17 protein-coding genes are annotated in these 22,798 nt (G+C 61.4%); 10 read left to right on the top strand and 7 right to left on the bottom strand.

Annotation, left to right across the window (positions count from 1 at the left end):
• Positions 1–44: 44 nt before the first annotated feature.
• Positions 45–1,214 (top strand): acyl-CoA dehydrogenase family protein, encoded by a 1,170-nt coding sequence (locus tag FO013_RS18495; RefSeq protein ID WP_143924030.1) that lies wholly within the window; start codon positions 45–47, stop codon positions 1,212–1,214.
• A 93-nt stretch (positions 1,215–1,307) separates the two neighbouring features.
• On the opposite strand, the gene FO013_RS18490 is transcribed toward FO013_RS18495, so the two are convergent.
• The gene (locus FO013_RS18490; RefSeq protein WP_143924029.1) at positions 1,308–2,597 is read right to left on the bottom strand and encodes a LysR family transcriptional regulator; all 1,290 of its coding nucleotides are present in this window, start codon (positions 2,595–2,597) and stop codon (positions 1,308–1,310) included.
• Between FO013_RS18490 and FO013_RS18485 the strand changes: the two genes are divergently transcribed.
• Positions 2,566–3,438 (top strand): DMT family transporter, encoded by an 873-nt coding sequence (locus tag FO013_RS18485; RefSeq protein ID WP_260848261.1) that lies wholly within the window; start codon positions 2,566–2,568, stop codon positions 3,436–3,438. The genes FO013_RS18490 and FO013_RS18485 overlap by 32 nt on opposite strands.
• A 78-nt stretch (positions 3,439–3,516) precedes the next feature.
• Here FO013_RS18485 and FO013_RS18480 read toward each other — a convergent pair whose 3' ends face one another.
• Entirely contained in the window at positions 3,517–4,521 is a 1,005-nt protein-coding gene (locus FO013_RS18480) for a siderophore-interacting protein (RefSeq protein ID WP_143924027.1), read from the bottom strand.
• A gap of 383 nt (positions 4,522–4,904) precedes the next feature.
• On the opposite strand from FO013_RS18480, the gene FO013_RS18475 reads away from it, so the two are divergent.
• Complete coding sequence (locus FO013_RS18475) at positions 4,905–5,867, top strand: ABC transporter substrate-binding protein (RefSeq protein WP_143924026.1); 963 nt, start codon at positions 4,905–4,907, stop codon at positions 5,865–5,867.
• A 198-nt stretch (positions 5,868–6,065) separates the two neighbouring features.
• Here the strand turns inward: FO013_RS18475 and FO013_RS18470 are convergent, their stop codons facing one another.
• On the bottom strand, positions 6,066–7,133 hold the full coding sequence (locus FO013_RS18470) for an Lrp/AsnC family transcriptional regulator (RefSeq protein WP_143924025.1): 1,068 nt from the start codon (positions 7,131–7,133) through the stop codon (positions 6,066–6,068).
• A 127-nt stretch (positions 7,134–7,260) separates the two neighbouring features.
• Here FO013_RS18470 and FO013_RS18465 point away from each other — a divergent pair, with 127 nt between their 5' ends.
• Genes FO013_RS18465 through FO013_RS18455 form a run of 3 tightly spaced genes read left to right on the top strand, consistent with a single transcriptional unit; the run spans position 7,261 to position 11,615 of the window.
• Entirely contained in the window at positions 7,261–8,592 is a 1,332-nt protein-coding gene (locus FO013_RS18465) for an MFS transporter (protein ID WP_143924024.1), read from the top strand.
• Between the two features lie 2 nt (positions 8,593–8,594).
• A complete protein-coding gene (locus FO013_RS18460; protein WP_143924023.1) occupies positions 8,595–10,181 on the top strand; it encodes an N-acyl-D-amino-acid deacylase family protein in 1,587 nt (528 codons plus the stop codon).
• A 36-nt stretch (positions 10,182–10,217) separates the two neighbouring features.
• The gene (locus FO013_RS18455) at positions 10,218–11,615 is read left to right on the top strand and encodes a D-serine ammonia-lyase (protein ID WP_143924022.1); all 1,398 of its coding nucleotides are present in this window, start codon (positions 10,218–10,220) and stop codon (positions 11,613–11,615) included.
• Positions 11,616–11,675: 60 nt separating this feature from the next.
• On the opposite strand, the gene FO013_RS18450 is transcribed toward FO013_RS18455, so the two are convergent.
• Positions 11,676–14,435 (bottom strand): zinc ribbon domain-containing protein, encoded by a 2,760-nt coding sequence (locus tag FO013_RS18450; protein ID WP_143924021.1) that lies wholly within the window; start codon positions 14,433–14,435, stop codon positions 11,676–11,678.
• Between the two features lie 709 nt (positions 14,436–15,144).
• On the opposite strand from FO013_RS18450, the gene FO013_RS22980 reads away from it, so the two are divergent.
• Positions 15,145–16,146 (top strand): hypothetical protein, encoded by a 1,002-nt coding sequence (locus FO013_RS22980; protein WP_260848260.1) that lies wholly within the window; start codon positions 15,145–15,147, stop codon positions 16,144–16,146.
• A 151-nt stretch (positions 16,147–16,297) separates the two neighbouring features.
• On the opposite strand, the gene FO013_RS18440 is transcribed toward FO013_RS22980, so the two are convergent.
• A complete protein-coding gene (locus FO013_RS18440) occupies positions 16,298–17,707 on the bottom strand; it encodes an APC family permease (RefSeq protein ID WP_260848259.1) in 1,410 nt (469 codons plus the stop codon).
• Positions 17,704–18,636, bottom strand: coding sequence for an ornithine cyclodeaminase family protein (locus FO013_RS18435; protein ID WP_143924020.1), 933 nt, complete (start codon positions 18,634–18,636; stop codon positions 17,704–17,706). Before FO013_RS18435 ends, FO013_RS18440 begins: the two co-directional genes overlap by 4 nt.
• Before the next feature lie 257 nt (positions 18,637–18,893).
• On the opposite strand from FO013_RS18435, the gene FO013_RS18430 reads away from it, so the two are divergent.
• Entirely contained in the window at positions 18,894–19,244 is a 351-nt protein-coding gene (locus FO013_RS18430) for a hypothetical protein (protein ID WP_143924019.1), read from the top strand.
• Positions 19,245–19,247: 3 nt separating this feature from the next.
• Here the strand turns inward: FO013_RS18430 and FO013_RS18425 are convergent, their stop codons facing one another.
• Positions 19,248–20,174, bottom strand: coding sequence for a LysR family transcriptional regulator (locus tag FO013_RS18425; protein WP_143924018.1), 927 nt, complete (start codon positions 20,172–20,174; stop codon positions 19,248–19,250).
• Between the two features lie 106 nt (positions 20,175–20,280).
• On the opposite strand from FO013_RS18425, the gene FO013_RS18420 reads away from it, so the two are divergent.
• Together FO013_RS18420 and FO013_RS18415 are read left to right on the top strand one after the other, a co-directional pair.
• Positions 20,281–21,585 carry an aromatic ring-hydroxylating oxygenase subunit alpha gene (locus tag FO013_RS18420; RefSeq protein WP_186293197.1) on the top strand — a complete coding sequence of 435 codons (1,305 nt, stop codon included), beginning with the start codon at positions 20,281–20,283 and terminating at the stop codon, positions 21,583–21,585.
• A complete protein-coding gene (locus tag FO013_RS18415) occupies positions 21,585–22,796 on the top strand; it encodes an FAD-binding oxidoreductase (RefSeq protein ID WP_143924017.1) in 1,212 nt (403 codons plus the stop codon). Before FO013_RS18420 ends, FO013_RS18415 begins: the two co-directional genes overlap by 1 nt.
• Positions 22,797–22,798 lie beyond the last annotated feature (2 nt).

Here is a 22,798-nt window from a genome sequence, read left to right as displayed (position 1 = left end):
GACTTGCCCGACTGTATGGCAGCGAACTAATCGAGGAGATGACGATGGCGGATTTCGCCTTGACCGATGATCAGTTGATGGTGCGCGAAGCCGCCCAGGAGATCGTCGGTCGTTTCGACGACGAGTACTGGGCTGATAAGGATGCCAACCATGAGTTTCCGACCGAGTTCTACAACCTGTTGGCGGAAAAGGGGTGGCTCGGGTTGACGACGCCGACCGAGTACGGCGGGCACGGCCTCGGTATCACTGAAGCGACGTTGCTGCTGGAGTCAGTTGCTGCTGCTGGAGGTGCGATGAATGCGGCAAGTTCAATACATATGACGATCTTCGGTCTGCATCCAGTAATCAAGCACGGCAGCGAGGAACTCAAAAGGTCCAATCTGCCTCAGATCGCTGAGGGCAAGATACATGTGTGCTTCGGTGTGACGGAGCCTGATGCGGGGCTTGATACGACCAGGGTGACCACCTTCGCGAAGCGACGTGGGGACGAGTACGTCGTGTCGGGTCGCAAGGTCTGGATTTCGAAAGCCATGGAATCAGACAAGATTCTCTTGTTGGCGCGCACAACGAGACGGGAGGACGTCGCGAAGCCGACGGACGGCATGACACTATTCTTCACCGATCTGGATAGAGACCATGTTCAGATCAATCCGATCAGGAAGATCGGGCGCAATGCTGTGTCCTCCAACGAACTTGTCATCGAGGATCTCGTCATCCCGGACTCGCATCGAGTGGGTGAAGAGGGGAAGGGATTCAAGTACCTTCTGGATGGGCTCAATCCGGAGCGAATGCTTATTGCGGCCGAGGCTCTGGGGATCGGTCGTGCTTCGCTCGCTAAGGCGGTCAAATATGCAAATGAGCGAGTCGTCTTCGACCGGCCGATCGGGATGAACCAGGGGATTCAGTTCCCCTTGGCAGATTCCTTGGCGAAACTTGACGCTGCCGAGCTTGCCCTAAGGAAAGCCACGTGGACCTATGACCAAGGGCTGTCCAGCGGGCGTGAAGCGAATACTGCGAAATACCTCTGTGCTGAGGCGGGTGTTGACGCAGCGGATCGTGCTGTTCAGGTCCACGGTGGAATGGGTTATTCCGAGGAATACCATGTGGGTCGGTACCTGCGTGAGGTTCGTTTGATGAAGATTGCGCCAGTGAGTCAGGAAATGGTGCTCAATTATCTTGGCTCGCACGTTCTTGGGATGCCACGTAGTTACTAAGCTGTATACCGAATTTCGTCGGGCTGCGAGAGAGGCGAGTCTGCAGAATTTCTGGGTGATCCGCTGGTAGTCATCGGACTGGTTAATTCGAATTCACGCCAGTGCGACGGCGTCACTGCTTGCAAGTTCACGGAGGGCCGTGAGCGCATCGCTGATAGCATCCTGTTGAGGATGATCCGGGTCGCTGATGGCGTGGACATAACGGATCGGTTCGGGCGCCGCCAGGGGAACGATAACCACCCCTTCGGGAAGCTGATCGATGCCGAGGCGGGGGAGAAGCGTGATTCCCAACCCGCGGCTGACCATGTGGAGTGCGGCGACGAAGGTGTGCGCCTCATGTTTGAACTGCACTCGAATCCCGGCCCTGGCGCAGGCGTCGAAAAGGATCGTACGGCACGGGCCATCGCCTTGTTCGTTGTCGATCCAGGGAAGTCTCTCGAGCTCGGTCAGGGATACCTCACTGCGAGTTGCGAGCTCGTGCCCCTCGGGAACTGCGACGACATACGGATCTTCCAACAGGAAGCTGCAATTGACCTGAGGCGGCAGTGCAGGTTCCCGGGTCTCTGTGATGACGATCTGAATATCGGATCGAGATTCATGCCACTGGCCCTCCGCCAGGCTCAGTTGGACGGCAGTATGCGGGTGCTTGTGCTCGAGGAAGAGTACCAGCTCCGGCATCCATCGGTTTCCAGCGCTGCTGAAGTAGCTGATTGAAAGTCGGTTGACTCGACTGTCCTTCAGATCCGTGATGCGTTGCTGCAGTCGGCTTGATGACTCGAGCACGCCGTCGACCTCGCCCATGATGGCAGATCCGGTGTCGGTCAGGCACAGGCCCCGACCTTGTCTTTGAAAGAGACTCAGGCCAGTGTCCTGTTCGAGAAGCTTGAGGTGATGGCTGACAGCCGAAGGAGACATACCGAGGTGCAGTGCCGCTGATCGCACCGAACCGGTAGTCGCGACTGACTTGAATGATTGCAACTGGACGACGTTGGTCATCCATCTAATGTACGAGAATTCTGTACAGATGTGCAATGGTGTGCGCTTTTCTTTGACGGTCGCCGACAGAATAATCGTAGGCATGAAGGACAACTCAGCTTCCGAAAATTGCCCGTCGATGCAGTCAGCCGTGCCCACCAGCACGGACTCGTCATCCGAATCGGACTTCCCAGGCAATACGCCCTCGGCGGTCGAGCCGAGGGTCGCGACTGCGACGACTTCGTTGACTGCGACGACTTCGTTGACTGCGGCGACTGTGCCGACTGCGACTGCAGAGAAAGCGAGCGGAGCGACGCCGCCCACGGGCTCAGCGTCTTCTCCACGGATCCTGCCGTGGATCGCGGCACTGCTGACCATGGTCTTCTGGGCTTCCTCGTTCGTCGTCATCCGTGATGCGGCCGATCACTACACGCCCGGACCATTGTCATTGCTGCGCATGAGCGCCGCTGTCGTCGTGCTCTCCGCATGGATGCTCTTCCGCCGGCCGAAGTTCCCGACATCGACGAAGGCGTGGGCGATCACGCTCATCTGGGGAGTTGCGTGGTTCGCCGGCTACACGGTTATTCTCAACGCTGCGGAGCGGTCGATCGACGCTGGCACTGCGGCAATGATCGTCAATATCGCCCCGCTCATCGTGGCGATATTCGCAGGCTTGTTTCTCGGCGAGGGTCTCCCCTGGAAACTCGTCCTAGGAATCGCGGTGTCCTTGGCGGGGATCGTGCTGATCACGATCGCCAGCTTCTCCGGCATTGTCACGATTGGCGGCCTGCTCCTGAGCCTTGCGGCCGCAATCCTCTATGCCGCCAGCGTCCTGCTTCAGAAGCACTTCCTGTCCCGGGGCGATTCTGTGACGGTCACCTGGGCGGGGATTATGGCAGGAACGATTGCCTGCCTTGTCTTCACCCCTGATCTCATCACCGAGGTGGCCGATGCGCCGATGAATATCACCTTGCAGGTCATCTATCTCGGCGTTGTGCCGACCGCGATCGCCTTCAACCTGTGGGGATATGCGATCCGCTTCCTGCCCGTCGGTGTGCTCAGTTCTTCGAGTCTGCTCGTTCCTGCGATCGTCGTCGTACTTGCCTGGTTGGTCCTCGGCGAAGTTCCACCGCTGCTGGCTGCACTCGGTGGAACGTTGTGCCTCTTCGGTGCGGCCTTCGCCATTGTTCCGCAGATGTTGCGATCGTCGTCGAAGAGCGAGTCCTCGAAGCGAACGGGGCGCAGTTGAACTGTCTCCAAGCGAGCCGCCTGTTGCCGCTTGGAGCCGTTTGGAGTCGCCTGAATCCGAATAACTAGGCGGGATTGATCAGCCCTCGGCTTTGCCCTGACGCCAATAGCCCATGAAGGCAATCTGATGACGATCGACTCCGACCTCCTGGACAAGATAGCGACGCAGGCGTTTGACCGGTCCAGCCTCACCCGCGATCCAGGCGTAGAACGGGCGGGCTTGCTTTTCGGTGCCGCTGGAACTGCTCTGAGCGGCCTGCGTGAGTGCAGCCGGGACGTCCCACAGGATCTGTTCGTCGATGTTGACCTCGTCGAGGTCAATGGGTGCCGTACCGGAGGCTCCCGCACCCACCCCAGCGAGGACTCGGTTCTCAACGCGGACGGCGTCACGGACGGCCGTCTCGAGCAGCTGGCCATGGTCAGCGCTGCCGCGGGGAAGCCACTGGATCTCGAACCCGGAGGGAGCCTCCAGCTCAAGAGCATCCTCGGCGGTCGGGACCTCGAGGATCGCCTTGCCCTGTACCTCGGAGCCCTTGAGTGATTCGAGGATCGAAGCGATCGCGGGTATCGCAGTCTCGTCACCTGCAAGGAGGATTGTGTCAGCACCCGCCGGCGCGAACTCGATTCCGGCCGTGGGCCCTTCGGCGTGGCGCGAAGGACCGATGACGTGCAGTCTGTGACCGACTTGGGCGTTCTGTGCCCAGGCGGCAGCAGGCCCAGAGTGGCCCTGATCGTCGGTGTGGCGGACCATGTCGACGACGAGTTCGCGCGCCTCTTCGCGCCATTCGCGCACCGTGTAGGTGCGCATCTGACCGCGTTCATCCGGGTTGAGCTGCAGCCATGCCTGATACCAGGACACGCCGGAATCGGGGTCCTGCTCGTCGAGGAAGCGAAGAAGATCGAACTTCGGCTTCGTTTCTCCGGCCGAGGGGATGATGAGTTTGAATCGCAGATCACGCGGGTGGCCGCTGCATCCGAAGTCTCTGAGACCCTCCCCGCCGAATGTGACGCGACGGAAAATCGGGCTGAGATCTTCGACGCCGACGACGGTGGCGTCGAAGGCGGTGATGGGTGCTTGTGACACAGGTGCTCCTTGTGCCCTCGTCGTGGTGAGGAACTCGGTACGGTCGCCTGCCGAAAGATTCTTCCTGCAGGCGATGTGGTGCAACGTTCATAGACCAGTCTACGCCAAGTTAGTAAGGATAGCCTGTCCAAATGGTGCTAACGTGTTCTCGACGGGTCCAGAGCGCGCAATTCGGTGAAGATCGGCTGCGCGCCATACGAGGTCATCAGCCTCGTGCCGAGGCCGAAATATGTGCTCAAGCGCCGTCGCTGAACAGCGCCTTCAAGTAACTAGGTCGGCGCCTTCAGGGAAGTGAGTCGGCGGTGAGCAGCCCAAGTGAATATTGATCCAATCCTCAATCGATTCCAACGATCCCAACACAGACGAATACCGGAAGGTCATCCATGCGCCGCCGCCAGTTGCTCGCATTGTCCGTACTCGCCCCATTTGCCCTAGTTGCATGCGGCAGCCCCGAGAGCGAAGCCGCAACGGCAACCGGGGCGAAAGGTTTCTCTTACAGCCCGGAGGGCTATGACGGACTCACCATTGAGTTGGACCACTCGGTTGAACGAATTGCCATGGATTTCTACTCCGCAGCCGCACTTGCCCCGTACGGGATCAAACCGGTAGCCGTCTATGGGTTCGGCCAGGATGAGTCCCCGGGGAAGTCGTTCGACCAGACGGGTGTGGAGATCGTCGGCACTGATATGGAGTTCGATCTCGAAGCTCTCGCGGCGACGAATCCCGATGTCATCATCGCCTATGGCAACGACAAAGGCGATGGGTGGACATGGTGGGACGACAAGCTCAACGACCAAGTGGCGAAGCTAGTTCCATTTGTGCCGGTCAAGCTCGACGGAGGAACGCCGGATGACATGTTCGCCCAGTATGCCGCGATCGCCCGTGCGCTCGGAAAAGACACCGAAACCGGAGAGATTGCTCGGCAGCGCAAGCAGTTCGAGGCCGCTCGACAGAGAATCCGCGACATCACCGCAGACAAGGACTGGCTGACCGTGCTGCTCGCGAACTTCAGCGCCGAGATCAACTACACAGCCAAGAAGCTGGGAGTCGCGAAGATGCTCACCGATGACGGCCTGAACCTCGTCGGTCCGGAGTCAGGAGCGGATACCAGTTGGGCCGAAGTCTCCTGGGAGAAGATCAGCGATTATCCGGCAGACGTCATGCTCATCCACGATGCATCGACCGACTACGAGGACAACCCCATCTTCAAGAGCCTGCTCCCGGTCAAACACAAGCAACTCGGCACCTGGGATGACAAACGTGCCTACACCTACGACGGATACACGCAGTGGCTCGGCGAGCTCGCGGATGTGTTGGAGAGTGCTAAGGACGTCCACAAGGACTGAGTTTGTCGAAGTTGCAGACCGTGCCCGCACTTGGGCGAGGGCCGGGAATGTTCAGCTTCCAGGGGGGAGTGCGCATCGGAGGCATTCTCGATTGAGGCATCACGGTTCGCTCTATCCGGTTCGGCGAAACAGCCAGTCAGAATGCTTGTAGGTACGCTGCTGAGACGTTGGCGAGTCAGTGTTGAACCGACTTTGTCTCTAAACATTCAGCAGCCCAGGGGTCGACAAATATTCAGCAGCCCAGGGGTCGACCGAAATGTGATGGAGCGACTTTCCGGTGTCGTCGAGCAGACGCCCATAGATCTTGAAAGTGTGGGTGTTGATCGCGCGCTGGACAACATCAACAGGATGCTCGAGATCCGTCAACTTCGACATGAAATTGTCCCCGTCGATCAGGTCTCTCAACCCTGCAACAACGATGAGATTGGCAGTGCTGGCGACCGAGGCGCAGAACCGGGTCTCCTTCCAGGCGCCTATGCGAAATGCGAGTTGTTCAGCATGCTCCGGGGCGGTCTTCAACGAAAGAACCATTGCGATGGGAAAGTCGAAGACCGGCCTGGCGATATCGCAGCGAAAGACGATCTGCCGCTCATCGACGAGTCTGCTGATCATCCGCTTGACGACCGGCGCAGTCGTCTCCAGAGCTTGTGCCACCTCTTTCAGCGGTCTCCTTGCGTCGGCTCCCAATTCGAGGAAGAGGCGCCGAAAACGGACGGACGGGGCCACAGGCGACTCACTCGCAGAATTTCGTACACGTTGAAGTTCTTTGACTGCAATCGATCGCGAGCCGCCTTTGCGACGCCACGATTCCACGTCGATGATGCCCTGCCTCCAGTCGACTCCTCCTGCAATCTGATGAAAGAGATTGATCCGAACTCGTTCGCACAGCCGAAGTTCTGGGAGTCCTTGATCGATGCGATTGAGAACTCCCTCCAGAGAAACTCCGATGACAATGCAGTACAGGTTGAAGTCGCCGGTCGTCGAACCGACTGTGATGACATCAGGGTGTTCGACGAGCTGGTCGATCAGCGGCTGAAATTTGTCCGACCAGCAGCCCATCTCGATGAATGCTCCTTGTGACGCCGCCGGGTGCAAGGCGATTCCGGTCCACGCGAGTCCCTTTTCGTTCAGACTCCGCCAGCGTCGCGAAACTGAGACTTCGGATCGCTCAACCAGTTCGCCGATCACCGTCCATGGCACTCGCGGATCAATCTGCAGGGCATCGGTGATATCGAGATCCACGGCATCGACAGTGGGACCGGCCATCTGAGCAAGTCCTCTCCTACAGTTGGCTTCTAGCTTCAAACAGATGCATCAAAATAGCGATTTCCAACGATTTGATCAATCGTAATGACTCAACACTACTGTGTCATCAGTGTTGAGAGGAGAATCCATGTCGAACACAGGCACCGCCGCCACGAATGGGATTGCCAGCGACAAGGAAGTCGCTGTATTCAAGAAGATCAACCGTCGTCTTCTGCCCTTCCTGCTGATCTGCTACACATTCGCATATCTCGATCGGGTGAATATCGGGTATGCGAAGCTGCATATGCAAGCCGAAATACCTGGACTGACCGAGGCTGTCTTCGGAATCGGCGCAGGCCTGTTCTTCCTCGCTTATGCCAGCCTCGAGATCCCAAGCAATCTGCTCATGAATAGGGTCGGCGCTCGCAAGACCATTACCCGAATTATGGTGCTGTGGGGAATAACCTCGGCATCCATGCTCTTCGTGACGAACGAAGCGATGTTCTATGTCATTCGCATTCTGCTAGGCATCTTCGAGGCCGGGTTCGCTCCGGGGATCATTCTCTATCTGACGTATTGGTACCCCGCTCGGAAGATGGCTTCGGTGATGGGCATCTACATGCTTGCGGGGCCAATCGGGGCGATCATTGGGTCAGCTGGATCGGCCATGATCATTGCAGTGACAGACAACCTGGGCGGGCTTTCAGGGTGGCAGTGGATGTTCCTCGTCCAAGGTCTGCCGTGTGTTCTGCTGGGAGCGATCTTTTGGCTGTTCATGGTCGATCGACCCGAACAGGCCAAGTGGCTCAACGACGGCGAGCGTCAGATCATACGAGACCAACTGTCGCGGAGCCAGTCCTCGCAGCACACGAGCAGCTTCCTGGTGGCGTTGAAGAACCCGACTGTCTACATCATGGCGGTCGCCTATTTTGGAATCATGTGCGGGATCTATGCGGTCAGCTTCTGGCTGCCGACGATCCTGTTGGAGAACGGCATCACCGACACCTTCTCCAACGGCCTCCTATCATCGATTCCGTATCTCGTTACCATCCCTGTGATGATCATTCTGACTCGTAGCTCCGATCGATTCGGCGAGCGGACTTGGCACAGTATCGTGCCCACGATCGTCGCGATCCTCGGACTCACGGTCGCTGCCTACACGGCATCGAATTTCGGGGTGTCGTTCATCGCGCTCATCGTCGCGATTGCCGCAGTCTGGGGTGCATACACGGTCTTTTGGGCCGTGCCTGCACAGCATTTCGGCGGAACGGCTGCTGCAGGTGGAATCGCCTTCATCAATACGGTCGGAATCCTGGGCGGGTTCGTTGCCCCCACGATCATGGGGTTGGTCAAGGACGCAACCGGCAGCACTCAGGGTGGACTCCTCACAATGGTCGGCCTGCTCGTGATTTCTGTGGTGGGACTGGCCGTCCTGCCGCGTGCAATGAATCGTGAAGTCAAAAAGCTCGGGGAGATCTGAACATGCGAACACTCATCACCAACGCATTTCTCGCCGACGGAGAGAACCTATCGACAGAGCCGAAAGACGTTCTCATCGAAGGCCAGACGATCGCTCATATCGCGCGCGCCGGAACTCTGGGCGCCCGGCTGGGTGAACACCATGTCAATGCTGATGGTCGGATGCTGGCGCCAGGATTCATCGATACTCACGCCCACGCGGATCACTCTCCACTCCGGACAGAGGATGACACATCAAAGATTCTGCAGGGTGTGACAACCGAGGTCAACGGCAATTGCGGCTTCAGCATGGCACCCATCAACGAACTTCACTCGGACGATTTCAATTCGCTGGTTGAGAGAATATTTCCGCCTCAGGAATGTACTTGGAGCGATTATTCCAGTTATGTAGGTGCCCTCGAAGAGGGCGAATTCGTGACGAATTTCGCGTCGCTGATCGGGCACAACACAATCCGAGTCGCCGCGATGGGGGCAGAAGACCGAGATCCCTCAAAGGCTGAGATGGCGACGATGGAGCGCTTGGTCGACGAGGCACTCGAGATGGGTGTTGCCGGTCTGTCCACTGGGTTGATCTATCCCCCGGGGGTATTCAGCAGTTCGGAGGAGATCACCCGCTTGGCGAAACGACTGCCTCCGAACGCCGTCTACGCGAGCCACATGCGCAATGAGAGCCGATACCTGTCTGAAAGTGTGCGCGAGACTCTTGCCATCGCCGAGTCTGCGGGCACCAAGTGCCACATTTCGCATCTGAAGATGGCCGATCGACGACAGCCCGGAAAGCTCGCCGAGGTGCTTGCCGAGATCGACTCCAACCGAGTTCAGGGTGTGCGTGTCACTCAAGATATCTATCCTTACACGGCTGCCAGCACGATGTTGGCAGCGCTGTTGCCCCCGTGGATGCATGATGGCGGATCGCGCGTTCTGCTGGACCGACTGAACTCACCCGAACTTGTGCAGGCGGCGAGCCGACAGATCGGTGACCCTCAATCGACGTTTGAGAATTACGGACTGCAAGCCGGCTGGGACAACGTCGTCATCGCGAGCACCGGGTCGCACCGGTTTGAAGGTCAGTCCATCGAATCCCTGTCGCACAGCCTTCGGCTCGACCCGGTTTCTACCGTTGCGTCCATACTTCGCGAGGAGAATCTGAAGGCGACGATGATTGTGCACGCGATGAATGAATCCGACGTGGAGACGGCGCTGCGCCATCCACTTACGATGATCGGGACCGATGGCCTTCCTGTGGGTACTGGTGGAAGACCGCATCCTCGTGGGTATGGGTCGTTTCCACGCGTCCTTGACCATTATGTGCGCCAGCAGTCCGTCATCTCTCTCGCAGATGCGGTACGGAAGATGACCGCGTTGCCAGCGGATGTGTTCGGTTTGGTCAACCGCGGTCGTATCCGGGTTGGCCATGTGGCCGACCTTGTTCTCTTCGACCCCACGACTGTGGTCGACAACGCCACGTTCACTCAGCCGACGCTGGCACCATTGGGAATTGACGAAGTTCTCGTTTCTGGCGAGCACGTGGTCGAGAATGGCCAATGGATGGGTCGAAGAGCGGGAAAGTATATTGCCGCCCAGCACTGAAACGGACCACACCAACGCGAATCGGAGTCTGCCAGCATGTCCTCTCAATCACAGCATCAACCGCAACCTCAGTCTCAGCCGCAGCCTGGGGGCGATTTCGATGCTGCCGACCCGGTAGTCCGGTCCCTGGCTGCTGGTGAATCGACTTTCTGGTTGTGCAGCGACCTCGATCCCAGTGCCGACGTTCTGCAGAATATGGCAGCGAACTACGAAGCTGGAGTGGAACACCAAGCCGGTGTAGACCCGATCGTTATGAAACGAGCAGCCCAGCGCTTCGAACGGTTCGCGCCGTGGTTCGCCGAAACCTTCCCGGAGACTGCTGCCGCTGAAGGGATCATCGAATCCGCTCTCGTTCCTGCCGACGCTGCGCAGGCGGATCTCAATGAGCGCCTCGGTGTCGAACTGCCCGGCAGACTGTGGCTCAAACGCGACGATGCTCTTCCGATCAGCGGATCGATCAAAGCGCGTGGAGGTTTCCACGAGGTCCTCGAATACGCCGAGGTGGTCGCCGCCGGCCACGGACTGAACCCGAACGATCCCGCCACCTACAGCGCCGAGGAGTTTCGCGCGCTCGCCGGAACTCACCGGATCGTCGTCGGTTCCACCGGAAACCTGGGACTGTCGATCGGCATTCTCAGTGCGGCACTCGGCTTCGCCGCCTCGGTGCACATGTCGGCCGACGCTCGAGGGTGGAAGAAGGAGCTCTTGCGCAGTCATGGTGTCGATGTCATCGAGCACTCCGGAGACTTCGTCGAAGCAGTGTCGGCAGGCAGAGCGTCCGCCGAAGGGGCACCGCGTACTCACTTCGTCGACGACGAAGACTCACGCAGTCTCTTCGCCGGGTACTCGGTGGCCGCTCTGCGTCTCAGAGACCAGTTCGAAGCCGCACAAGTGACAGTCGACGCTGAACACCCTCTCGTCGTGTACTTACCGTGCGGAATCGGCGGCGGACCAGGTGGAGTGACCTATGGGCTCAAGAGTGTCTTCGGTGACGATGTGCACTGCATCTTCGTGGAGCCGAGCCAAGCACCTGCCATGTTCCTCGGCGTTCGTACCGGTCTGCACAGCGAGATCTGCGTCCAGGACATCGGCCTCAGCGGGGCCACAGCCGCCGACGGCCTGGCCGTGGCACGACCTTCACGTTTCATCGGACCGGTGATCAGCCCTCTGATCTCCGGATTCGCCACGGTCTCCGACGAGGTCATCAAGGCAGGCGTCGGTGTGCTCCACCAGACCGAAGGACTCGATGTCGAGCCTTCGGCGACGGCGGGACTGACCGTTCCGTGGCGAACGATCGGCCACCTCGGCGAGGGGCCGCGCTATGCCGATGCCACTCACCTGGTCTGGGTGACCGGCGGGGCCATGGTACCCAGCGAGGAGCGCGAACACTATGTGGCTGAGGGGCTGAACCTGCTGTCGACGATCCAGCCCTGACCGGAGCGACTCAGCCCTGAGCAGAGCAATCCAGCCCCGAGCAGAGCGACCCGGCCTTGATCAGAAGCCGTACGGGTCACCCTCGACGTTGATCACGACCTTGCCGTCGACGATTTCGGCGGTGCCGTCGACCGAGAACGTCACCGTGTCGTCAAATGTGTCTGATTCATCGAAGAACGAGTCGTACTTTCCCGTCACAAACGCCTCACCTGTCGTCTCTGTTGAGATCGGCCAGGCGGGGCCGCCGTTGGGCCCGGTGGATTCCTCGGGGTCGAAGTAGCCTTCGCCCGACGGATTGCCCACGCTGGCCGTCGGATACGAGGAGATCGACCATTTGATGTTCGTCGCGTCGTAGCTCTCTGCGCTGTAGGAGCCGAAGGGGCAGCCATCGGGCTGTGCGACGGTCTTCTTGGCGCAGCTGTCGATGAGAGTCTTGATCTGCTTGTTCACCTCGGTGCGGAAGACATCGGTGGGCTGGGCCGCGAGCAGCGCAGGCTCGTACCCTTCCATGTCGCCTTCCTCGGCGAAGAATGCTCGGGCCTCGATCTCGTCTGCAGATACCAGTTCGGTCTCTTCAGAGAGTCCGATGGTGTACATTCCCGGGAAAGCGGGAAGGGCGATGCCGGATTCGCTGGTCTCGATATCGATGCCGTTGATCTTGACCTTGCTCAGACCGGGAGTCTCGACGGAGAGGTAGAAGAGCTCGGGCGCCTGCAGCCTCCAGTCGTCGAAGAACAAGGCCTTCTTGCCCGCCTTATGCAGAGAGAAGTTTGTCGTGCCCTTGCTTCCTCTGACGTCGTAGGTCGCGGTCACTGTCGCCGAGTTCCCGTTGACATCGGCACCTTCGACGGTGACGTCCTTCGGCAGGGCCTTTGCGGCGCCAAGGACGTCGTTCGTCAGCAGCTGCCGCTGCTCTGTGGGCACGTCGACATCGGCCATCTTCAGCGCGCCCTCAGCATCGCCATCGGAGAGTTCGGAGAAATACTTCTCTACGGCGGCCTCAGGACTGAAGGTGTTCCCGTTGACCTGCGTGACGACGATGAGTGCCGCGACGATCGCGAGTACGGCCGAGCCGCTGATCACGCCGACCAGAGTCGCCTTCTTCTTGTTGAAGGGTTGGGCAGGTGCCGTTCCCGGAGGCGGGGGCGAGCCGGGCCCGGCATAGGCGCCGTTCGGGGGAGCGGGCATCGGATAGGTGGCACCTGCAGGTGGATACGCGCTAGGTTCCCCTGGAGGCGGATACGCGCCAGGTTCCGCGTGCGCTGAGGGCCCTGACTGCGGGACGCTTGGGTAGGCCGAAGCAGCGGCCCCGGTACCGGCAGCAACGGCACCAGCGCCGGCAGCTGTCGTACCGGCTCCGGCACCAGGGCCAGCGACGGCGTCTGGATGGATGAGGGGATGGCGTGGTTCGCTCATACCCAGCGCCTGACCCCAGTGTGGGTGGACGGCCCGTCCAGCGAAGAATTTCGCGAGGGCCGGAACGGTCAGGACAAGCCGCGGGCCGAGGGTCCTCGATAGAACCTCGATGACAACGCCCCAGAGGGCGAAGAGGAGGAACGACCAGGCCAGAGGGCCGACACCAGCGCGGGCGGTGCCGAAGCCATCGAACATCGACGCAGCCGCGGCTGACCCCTCCAGATGGATGCGGAGGGGGACGGCCAGCACGGAGAGCAATCCCCAGATAGCGCAGAACGCCAACGGAATCTTCCACGCCGTGGACCATTGCGCCTTGTCCTCGCCGGCGACTGTCCAATAGGGACGGCGAGTCACGGTGGCGACAAGGGTTGCGACAAGGACGGCGGCCACGACCGCCAGCAGCCCGATCCACAGTTGCCCGGGTGCCTCGCGGCTGAAGATGGTCAGTGACTCCGAGAACCCGCCGGAGTCGAAGCCCATCATGTCTCCCTGAGCCGAGGCGCTGACTCCGCCGAGGTGGACAAGCATGGTGAGGATCAGACCTACATTGATGAAGAGCGCTGGAATCGTCTGCCAGGGCATGTCAAAGGACAGCGGAATGATGAAGACTGCGACGATCGATAGGGCAAGGGTGGCGACGATGAGGTGGGTCCACGTCACGAGAATGGGCGGGACGAGCCACCGCAGGAAGGGAGCACCGATGGCCTCGCTGCCCTTGAAGTGCCCGGCGATCCTTGCGCAGATGCTGGTGATGAGGACGGTGAGCAGCGGCAGGAAGAACGAACGGACGGTCACGGCGGAGAACTCGAGATCGACCACCCCGCCGCTTTCTGTGATGGAGAAGCGCGCCGCAAAGATCAGTTCGAGAAGAAGCAGAACGAAAGCCATCGACAAGGTCGTGATCCCGATGCGGATCCAGGTGACGCCGCGATTGGGTGACGGCGATTTGAGCTCGCTGCGCTTCGTGAACCACCACAGCACACCGATGACGATGATGGTGATGAGCAGCGGTGCTCCCGAGGCGAAGAGGCTGCCCGACGCCTGACCCATGTCTCCGGCCTGCACGTTGAAGCGGAATACAGCCGAACCGAACAGTGACATTGCCAGCAGGACGAAGGGCAGCGCGTAGCTGATTCCGTCGGTGTTGGAACCGGTCTCTTCAGCGAGAGTGGTGAAGTCGCTCATCGAGGTGAGCAGCGCCGAGACGATGATCGAGACGATGATTCCAGCCAGCAGGGCCAGTCCAGGCGGGATCAGGGCGCTGCGCCATGTGGCTCCCTGGCTCAACGCAGACAGGTACTTCGCCGCCGATGGAGACATCTGAGGCTGAGGGTATTGGGGAGGCTGAGGATAGGGAACTCCTTGCGGCTGACCGCCGAGGTGGCCGCCGGGCTGGTTGCCCATGTGCCCACCCGGTTGGCTGTCGGAGTATCCACTCGGTTGGCTTCCCGGGCGCCCATTCGACTGACTGCCCGAGTGAGAGTAGTACGAGTTCGGCTTGGGATGCTGCTGCCCATAGGGAGCGTCGTACGCAGGATATGGCGAGCCCTGGCTAGAGGCTGGGGAGTCCTGGCTAGAAGCTGGGGAGTGCTGGCTCGGGTGGGGTGATCCCATTTCTGGAAATGGGGATGGGGATGGGGATTGCGTCTGCGGTTCTGAGTCATAGAGGTGGGACTGCTGCTGGTTGCTCTGGTTCCAGCCAGGCGCGAACCGCGCTGTGGAGTCCGGATCGTCGTTGTTCGAGTCAAGCCCGGCTGCAGGGGAGGGAGTCTCCGAGCCAGACGCCGCAGAAGGGGAGGGCTCGGGCCTCTTCGCGGCGGGTGAAGTCTCTGTGCTCTTCGGCTCTTCTGAGTTAGTGCTGTCCGGCTCGTCAACGGCAGTGCTGTCCGACTCTTCTGCGGCTCCGTTGTCTTTGGCGTCGTGAGATGAGTCGCTCATGAGTGGTCCTTCATCCGAGTGGGTCTGCTTCGATGCAGGCGAGGGGTGTGTATTTGGATATAAGCCAATATGCGACTGCATATTCATTTTGTAGTGGCAATCCTATATTAGGCTTGTGAAACCATGGAAGTTGTCCTAAAGGACTCATTTCGCAAAGAAGGATCGAGAGCCGCTGATGAGTGAGAATCCACCTCCACCCGGGAGCGGCCGCGACCCTGCGTGGAACGGCGACGGTCAGCAAGGACACGGGGCGAACCCTCCGCAGCGCCAGCCCAACTCAGGGTGGAATCAGCAGTCGGAAACGGGCTGGAACCAACAGCCCGATACTGGCTGGGGTCAGCCGGAAGAGCGTGTCAGCAATGGTTGGGGCGAAGGGCCTCCTGTGGCTCCCACCGCGTCCCCGTACCCCAGGCCGAAGCGCCCGCAGAGCGAATCCGCTTCGGCCCAGGCCCCACATGGCCAGTATCAACAGCATCCACAGCACCAGCAGTACCCACACCACCAACAGGCACCGTCACAGAACTCCAATGCCCACTATGCGCAAGGGCCTGATGCCGCCGCACCGGCTGGGAAGTCCCGCAGTCGGAGAGGGCTTATCGCGATGGGCGTGGTTCTCATCGTCGTTGTCGCTCTCGGAATCGGATGGGGCGCAGCGACTCTGTTCGGCAAGGGCTCTGACGGTGATACGGTCGCCGCACCTGCCTCATCGGAGGCGAAGAGCCCGGGAAGCGAGGCCTCATCAAGCCAAGGTCCCTCAGAGAGTCCCGATCCCTCGGAATCACCAGCCCTGTCGGATGACCCGGCGAAGGCACTTGAGCAGCTGATCGAAAAAGACAGACCCAGCGTCAAGGCTGACCTCAACGGGAAATGGGTGCCGCAGCTGAGTTCGAAGAAGCTGGGTCTTGAGGCCGAGGGGAAGAACTGGAAGGAAAAGGACATCCTCGCCGAACACCAAGGGCTGCGGGAGGAGTTCCCTCGCGTGCAGTTGGTGTGGTCTGGTGATTTCGCCAGCTTCAAAGAAGACGACTTCTGGGTCACGGTCGTGGGAATCGGATACGACGATCCGGAGGAGGCGCTGTCCTGGTGCTCATCGCACGGTCTTGGCGCCGACTACTGCTATGCCAAGCAGCTCAACACCTCAGGTGGGATTGATGGCACAACCCGGCTCCAAGACTGACCGTGACCCAGCCTGACTGTGACCCAGCCTGACTGTGACCCAGCCTGACTGTGAGTCAGCCTGACTGTGACCCAGCCTGACCGTGACCCTGTCCGGTCGAAGCTGGTCCCGGCAGTCAGACCCCGACCAGCAGCCGGGCCCGTGTGCGCAGTCAGACGCGTCGGTGGTTGCGCACCAGGTACACGACGATACCGATGGCCAGCCACATCGCACCGATGATCAGGGCGAGGGGATTCGCGCTGACGAGGACGATGGCGAGCAGGACGGCGCCGATGATCGGAATCGCCCCATGTGTGAACCAGCTCGAAGTCTCGGAACCCTGGCGTTTGACGAGGAAGTAGCCGACCACCGAGGCCTGTACGAAGATGAACGCGCTCAGAGCGCCGACGTTGACGATGGACGTGAGTTGGTCGAGACCGTCCGCGCGGGTCGTGGCCCAGCCGGCGACGATGACATTGCCGACGGCCGCGACGAGGATTCCCTTCCACGGAACACCGGTCCGCGGCGACACCTGACCAAGGAACTTCGGCACCTGGCCGTTGCGGCCCATGTCCATGAGGATTCGTGATCCGGCGGCCTGTCCGATCATGGCTGAGAACGCTGCACCGACGGCCTTGGCCAGGGCCAGCAGCCAGTGCACCCAGGCCCCGAGGGTGGCATCGACGGCATCGTAGTACGCTGCGCCCTCCAGCTCAGGGTTGGCCTGCAGCTCGGCAGGAGACACCGGCGAGAGCAGACTGCCCACCCAGGTCTGCGCCACGAAGAAGACGCCGGCCAGAACCAGGCACACCAAGGTGGCGCGTCCGACGATCTTCGGCCCGCCCTTGGCCTCCTCGGCGAATGTCGCCAGAGAATCGAAGCCGAGATAGGACAGAACAGCCACCGACACCGCGGCCAGGACCGCGGTGATCGAGAACGCGCCCACTCCCGTGAGCGGGGACAGCCAATCTCGGCTGGGCCCGTTGGCCGCCAGATAGATGACGCCGAGAACGAGGACCAACCCGAGCACGAGCACTTCGATGACCACCACGAGCGTGATCACCCGCGAGGCGATCTTCACGCCGGCAAGGTTGAGGCCGGTGGTGAGAATGACGGCGATGCCGGTGAACAGCCACACGGAAATGCTCGGAAAGATCGAATTCAGAGCGATGCCTGTGAACAGATACGCCACGGACGGAATGAACAGGTAGTCGAGGAGGATCATCCATCCGGCGGTGAATCCCGCACGCGGACCGATCCCCGCCGAGGCGTAGGCGAAGACCGTTCCTGCCCGCGGAATCTCCCGCGACATCCGCATATAGCTGACCGCAGTGAACGACATGACGATCGTGGCCACGATATAGACGAGTGCAACGGCACCGCCCGAGTTCGCGTCGAGCGTGCCGAAGACGCCGACCGCAGCCGCCGGCCCGATGAACACGAGGCCGATGAAGACGAGTTCGGTCAGTCCGATGCTGCGGCGAAGTTCGCCCGTTTTCCCTGCTGGCCCAGTGGGTCCGGCAGCGCTGGTGGACCCTGAAGCGCTGGTGGATCCTCCGGCCCCTTCGGCAGACGTACTCATGCTTTGCCTGCCAGTTCCGTGGCCACAGCCAGGTCCTCCCACGACATGCCGGAGCCCTTGAAGATGACCGTCTGACCCGCCTTCGCGCTGACTTCGCCGTTGCTGAAGCGCTTCATCGTCACGAGCGAATCCGCATCCAGCGCCCCATCGGAGATCGCGAGGACGACGTCCCCGCCCTCCCGCAGCACTGTGCTGAGGTCTTCGACCACGACCATCGCCGAGGTGAAGAGCTCAGCTGGCAGCTCACGCGAATGGGGATCGTGGGATCCGCACGCCATGACCACAGCACCGGGTCTGACCAGGTCTGATGAGAACAGGGGTTCGCTCGCGGTGGTGGCGGTGACGATGATGTCGGCGGCGCGCAGTGCTGAGTCCACCTCGGCGGTCTGCGCTTCGAGCACCCTGCCGCGGTCATGGACATCGGAGGTGACCTGATCGGGGGAGCGGACGACGAAGGCGACATCGGCGAGCTCGACATCGAGGACATCGGCGATCGTGTCGACATGCCCCACACCCTGCGGGCCGGCGCCGAAGACCACGACTTTGACCGGCTGAGTGAACCTGGTCAGGGCAGGTTCGATCGCAGCGACGGAGACCGCCGGGGTGCGCAGGGTCGTCAGTGCTGCACCATCGATGACGGTTCGCAGCTCGAGGGTCGCGCTGTCGTACATGAGGTACTGGGCCATGATTCGGGGGAGGCCGCGTTCGGGATTGCCGACGGAGACGCCGGCGAGTTTGACCCCGACCCAGTCGCCGATCTCCGAGGGCATGAAGATCATGTTCCCGGCGGAGATGTCGGTGATCGTGCGCGGGATGTCATCGGCGGGGTCGAAATCGCTCGCCAATGCAGCACGCAGGGCGGCGACCGCCTCGGCAGGGGAGAGTGCGGCGAAGACGGCTTCGGCATCGAGGTTCTTCACTTCGTCCATCGGTGTGCACATCCTTCGTGATCGGGCCTGGGGCTGGCTTCTTGCAATCGACCTTATGCCACCCCTGGTCGGCGTGTGAATGCTCTTCAGGATGCGAAAGTCCGGGTGAGCGCGTCACCAGCTCATCACATGAGCACGCGTGTCCAGCATCGAGGCGCGTCTACGATGGAGAGCGACAGTGGTCAACGGTCGAAGACTGGTGGTCAGACGGTTGAGGGCGAAGGGCGAATGTGACGATGGCTCAGCAGAATTTCGGAATGCCGCAGCAACCGGTGCCGCAGCAGCCGATGTCCCCGCACGCCGCTCCGCAGTACCCCATGCCGCGGCTGCCCTCGGTGGTTCCGGGGATTCTGCTCATTGTGGCGGGAGCCCTCGGTGTGCTGCTGGCGATCGGAATCATCATGATTCCCGGCGTGCTGTTCCTGTTCGGTGGTGGCGGCAACGTCGATGCCTTCAGTGACTTCGCCTCCGGTTTCGTCATCACCGCAGTCATCGTGGGCGTGGTGTCACTGGCGGCTCTCGTCACGGGAATCGTCCTCGCGGTCCGCACCGCGAAGAAGCGTCGTCGCATCAGGCACGCGGCCATGGGCTGGCCGATGTACCGGTGAGGTTCACACCCCGCGGTGAGCCACCGAGGCTGCGACCTCGTGGAGGATCTCGAGTGCGGCGGCGATGATCGGCTGGCCCGCGGACCCGCTGCGTACCCCTGTGAGGATCTTCCGGGAAGGTACCGGATCTCCGCGCAAGGGTACGCGGGCCACATCGTAGCCCTCGGGCAGTCTGGCCAGGCGGGGGATGAGCGCCACCCCCAATCCGGCAGAGACCAGGGCCGCCCCGGTCTCCCACTCCCGCGACTGATGGGCGTTCTCGGGGAAGAAGCCGGCTGCCGCGCAGGCTGTTCGCACCAGCCGGTAGTAGGGCGAACCCGGGCGGTCGAGGATCCAACTCTCCTCAGCAGCCTCACTCAGTGACACCGCCGAGCGTGTGGCTAAGCGGTGATCGCTGCGGACGAGGAGGTCGAGCCGGTCGCTGACCAGCGCATTCTGCTCGAACCGGATGTCGCTGCGCGGCGGCAGCGGGTCCGTGGCCACGACGACGGCGATATCGGCCTGCTCGGTGACGAGGAGTTCGAAGCACTCCTCGGGTTCGGCCTCGATGATGGTGACCTGAGAATCGGGGAAAAGTTCGCTCACCTTCTCCGCAGTCGGTGGCAGCAGCGCCGCCGCAGCCGTCGAGAAGCCGCACAGGCGCAGTCGCCTCTGCTGCATGGGGCTGCCCGCATCGGCCTCGGCGAGTTCGCCGCGAATCTCCTCCCACCGGGTGAAGAGCTCCTGCGTCCGCTCAAGGAGGAGCTGGCCCACAGGGGTCAGGATGAGGCCTCTTCCGCGCTGTTCGAGGATGGGCAGACCGAGGTCCTTGGACAGGGATCGCAGCTGATGAGACACGGCGGAAGGGGTATAGCCGAGGCGGTGCGCGGCCTCGGTGAGAGTTCCGACCTCGGAGAGCACTCGGAGCACCTGGAGACGCTGATCGATCATGCAATATTGTTGCACGATCCAGTGGAAAAAGATTCGCTTTTCTTCGCAGGTTTTCCGGCGGACACTGGCCTTAGGCAATAGCAATCGCAGCGAGGCGGTGACACCGATGACTTTGGCACCCGAAGTCGATCCCAGAACAGACGATCCAGACAGGCTCATCGACGAGCGTCGACCCGGCTACTGTCTTGAGGCCCCCTTCTATCTCTCCGATGAGTTCTATCGCAGGGACATCGACGCGGTATTCGCCGCGACATGGATCTTCGCAGCGGCAGCTGCCGAGGTGCCCGAGCCCGGCGATTTCGTCACCATCGATATCGGCGACTATTCGGTCATCATCATCCGCGATGACGACGAGGAGATCCGCGCCCACCACAACGTCTGCCGCCACAGAGGCGCTCGCCTCCTGTCCGAGACCAACGGGTCCGTGGGCAACATCGTCTGCAGCTACCACCAGTGGACCTACTCACCCGAGGGTGACCTCATGTCCGCAGGTGTCCAGGCTCCCGGCTTCGACCGGACCTGCTTCTCCCTGCGCTCGGTCAACGTCCGCGTCGTCGCTGGCCTGGTCTTCATCTGCCTGGCGCACAATCCTCCGGAGGACTTCGCCGAGGTGGCCCAGCGGATCTCGCCCTACATCCAACCGCACGCCCTGAACAAGACCAAGGTCGCCGCCCAGGTCGATCTCATCGAGCACGCCAACTGGAAGCTCGTCATGGAGAACAACCGCGAGTGCTATCACTGCGAGGCCGGGCACCCGGAGCTGACCTGCACCTTCTTCCCAACCTATGGCTACGCCCCGGATGAGATCCCCAAACGGCTCAAGCCCGCCTACCAGCGCTACCTCGACGCCGAGGAGAGACTGCGGGTCAACAGCGAACGCAACAACCTCCCCACCCAGCTCATCGCAGAGCTCAGCGGCCGAGCCACCGGCTTCCGAATCGAACGGGCGGCTCTCGACGGCAAGGGGGAGTCGTACACGATGGACGGCGGGGCCGCCTCGGCGAAACTCCTCGGTGAACTCGATACCCCTGAGCTGGGGCGACTATCCATGCACACTCAGCCCAACGCTTGGTTCCACTTCATGGGCGACCACGCGGTCACCTTCTCCCTCATTCCCCTGGGGCCCGACACCACGCGGGTGCGCTCGACCTGGCTGGTCCATGAGGATGCGGTCGAAGGCGTCGACTATGACGTTGAGAACCTCACGACCGTGTGGGTGAAGACGAACGAGCAGGATGCGGCGCTGTGCGCGAAGGCCCACCGCGGGATTTCGTCACCTGCCTACGTTCCGGGACCCTATGCGCCCACGGAGAGCGACCTCGAAGAATTCTGCACGTGGTACATCGAACGGCTGCAGGCCCACAGGGCGCAGACCGACGTGCAGCAGGCTGGCCAGGGAGGGCAGAGCTGATGACGATCTACCAGGAGACACTGAACGCCGACTTTGACTCGGCAGCCCCCGGCTACGATGCGACGTCCCCCGGCTATGCTGCGGCAGCACCCGAAGCCGATGCGGAACTGACCGGGATGGTCGAATGCGTGTCCATCACCGATGTCACGCACAACGTCAGAAGCTTCGAGCTCTTCGCGCCCTGGATGGCTCGGATCGACTTCGAACCCGGACAGTACGTGACAGTGCGCATCCCCGAACTCGAATGTGAGCGCTGCTATTCGATCGCCTCGGCGCCATTCGGGACGAACACATTCACCCTCACCGTCAAACGCGTCGACGGCGGCGCGGTCTCGACCTACCTGCACGACGTGCTCCGGGTCGGCGACCGTGTCCACGTCGACGGTCCGTACGGTCTGTTCAGCACCAGTTTCCACCCGGCCGCGAAGCACCTGTTCGTCTCCGGCGGCTCGGGCCTCTCCCCGATCATGTCGATGGCGAGGTCCCTGTTGGCGCGGTCTGCCGGTGCTCCGACCGACATCGTGCTCATCCACAACGCGGCCACCCCGGCCGACATCATCTTCCGGCCCGAACTCGAGCAGCTGGCCGAGGTCCCCGGCGTGAGCGTGGTGACGATGTGCTCGAGAGACTCCGCCGCTGAGGTGTGGGCCGGTCGCCGTGGTCGCATCACCCGCGAGGCCCTCGCCGAGGTGGTTCCCGACTTGGCAGATCGTGAGACCTTTGTCTGCGGTCCTGCCGATTACATGGCCGCAGTCCGAGTGATGCTCAACGAGCTCGGAGTGCTGGGGAGCCGGGTGCATGAGGAGTCCTTCGTCTTCGCGACCTCTCCAGCCGAACGCCTGGCCAAGCGGGCCCAGTTCGCCGAAGTCGAGGCGTCGACCGGAACAGCCCCGGGGCGGGTAGCGGAGGCTGTTGGTCCACCGTCCGTGTGCGGCTCGTCTCCGCTGAGGAGATTCGGCATCGACTTCACGAGCAGCGGCAAGCACGTCGAATGCGATCCTGAGACCACCGTTCTCGATGCAGCAGTCGAGGCCGGTATGGTCTTCCCGTCTTCATGCGAAGAGGGGATGTGTGGAACCTGCAAGTCAGTCCTGGTCAGCGGCGAGGTCAGGATGAACCACGCAGGAGGCATCCGCCCCAAGGAGATCGCGGCCGGAAAGTTTCTGCCCTGCTGTTCGACGCCTTTGAGTGACCTCGTTGTGGAGCGGTGACT

It is taken from the genome of Brevibacterium aurantiacum (assembly GCF_007558825.1).
Lineage (GTDB): Bacteria > Actinomycetota > Actinomycetes > Actinomycetales > Brevibacteriaceae > Brevibacterium > Brevibacterium aurantiacum_A.
The sequence above is the reverse complement of the archived record's forward strand: the minus strand, read 5'-3'. Positions and strand labels throughout refer to the sequence as shown.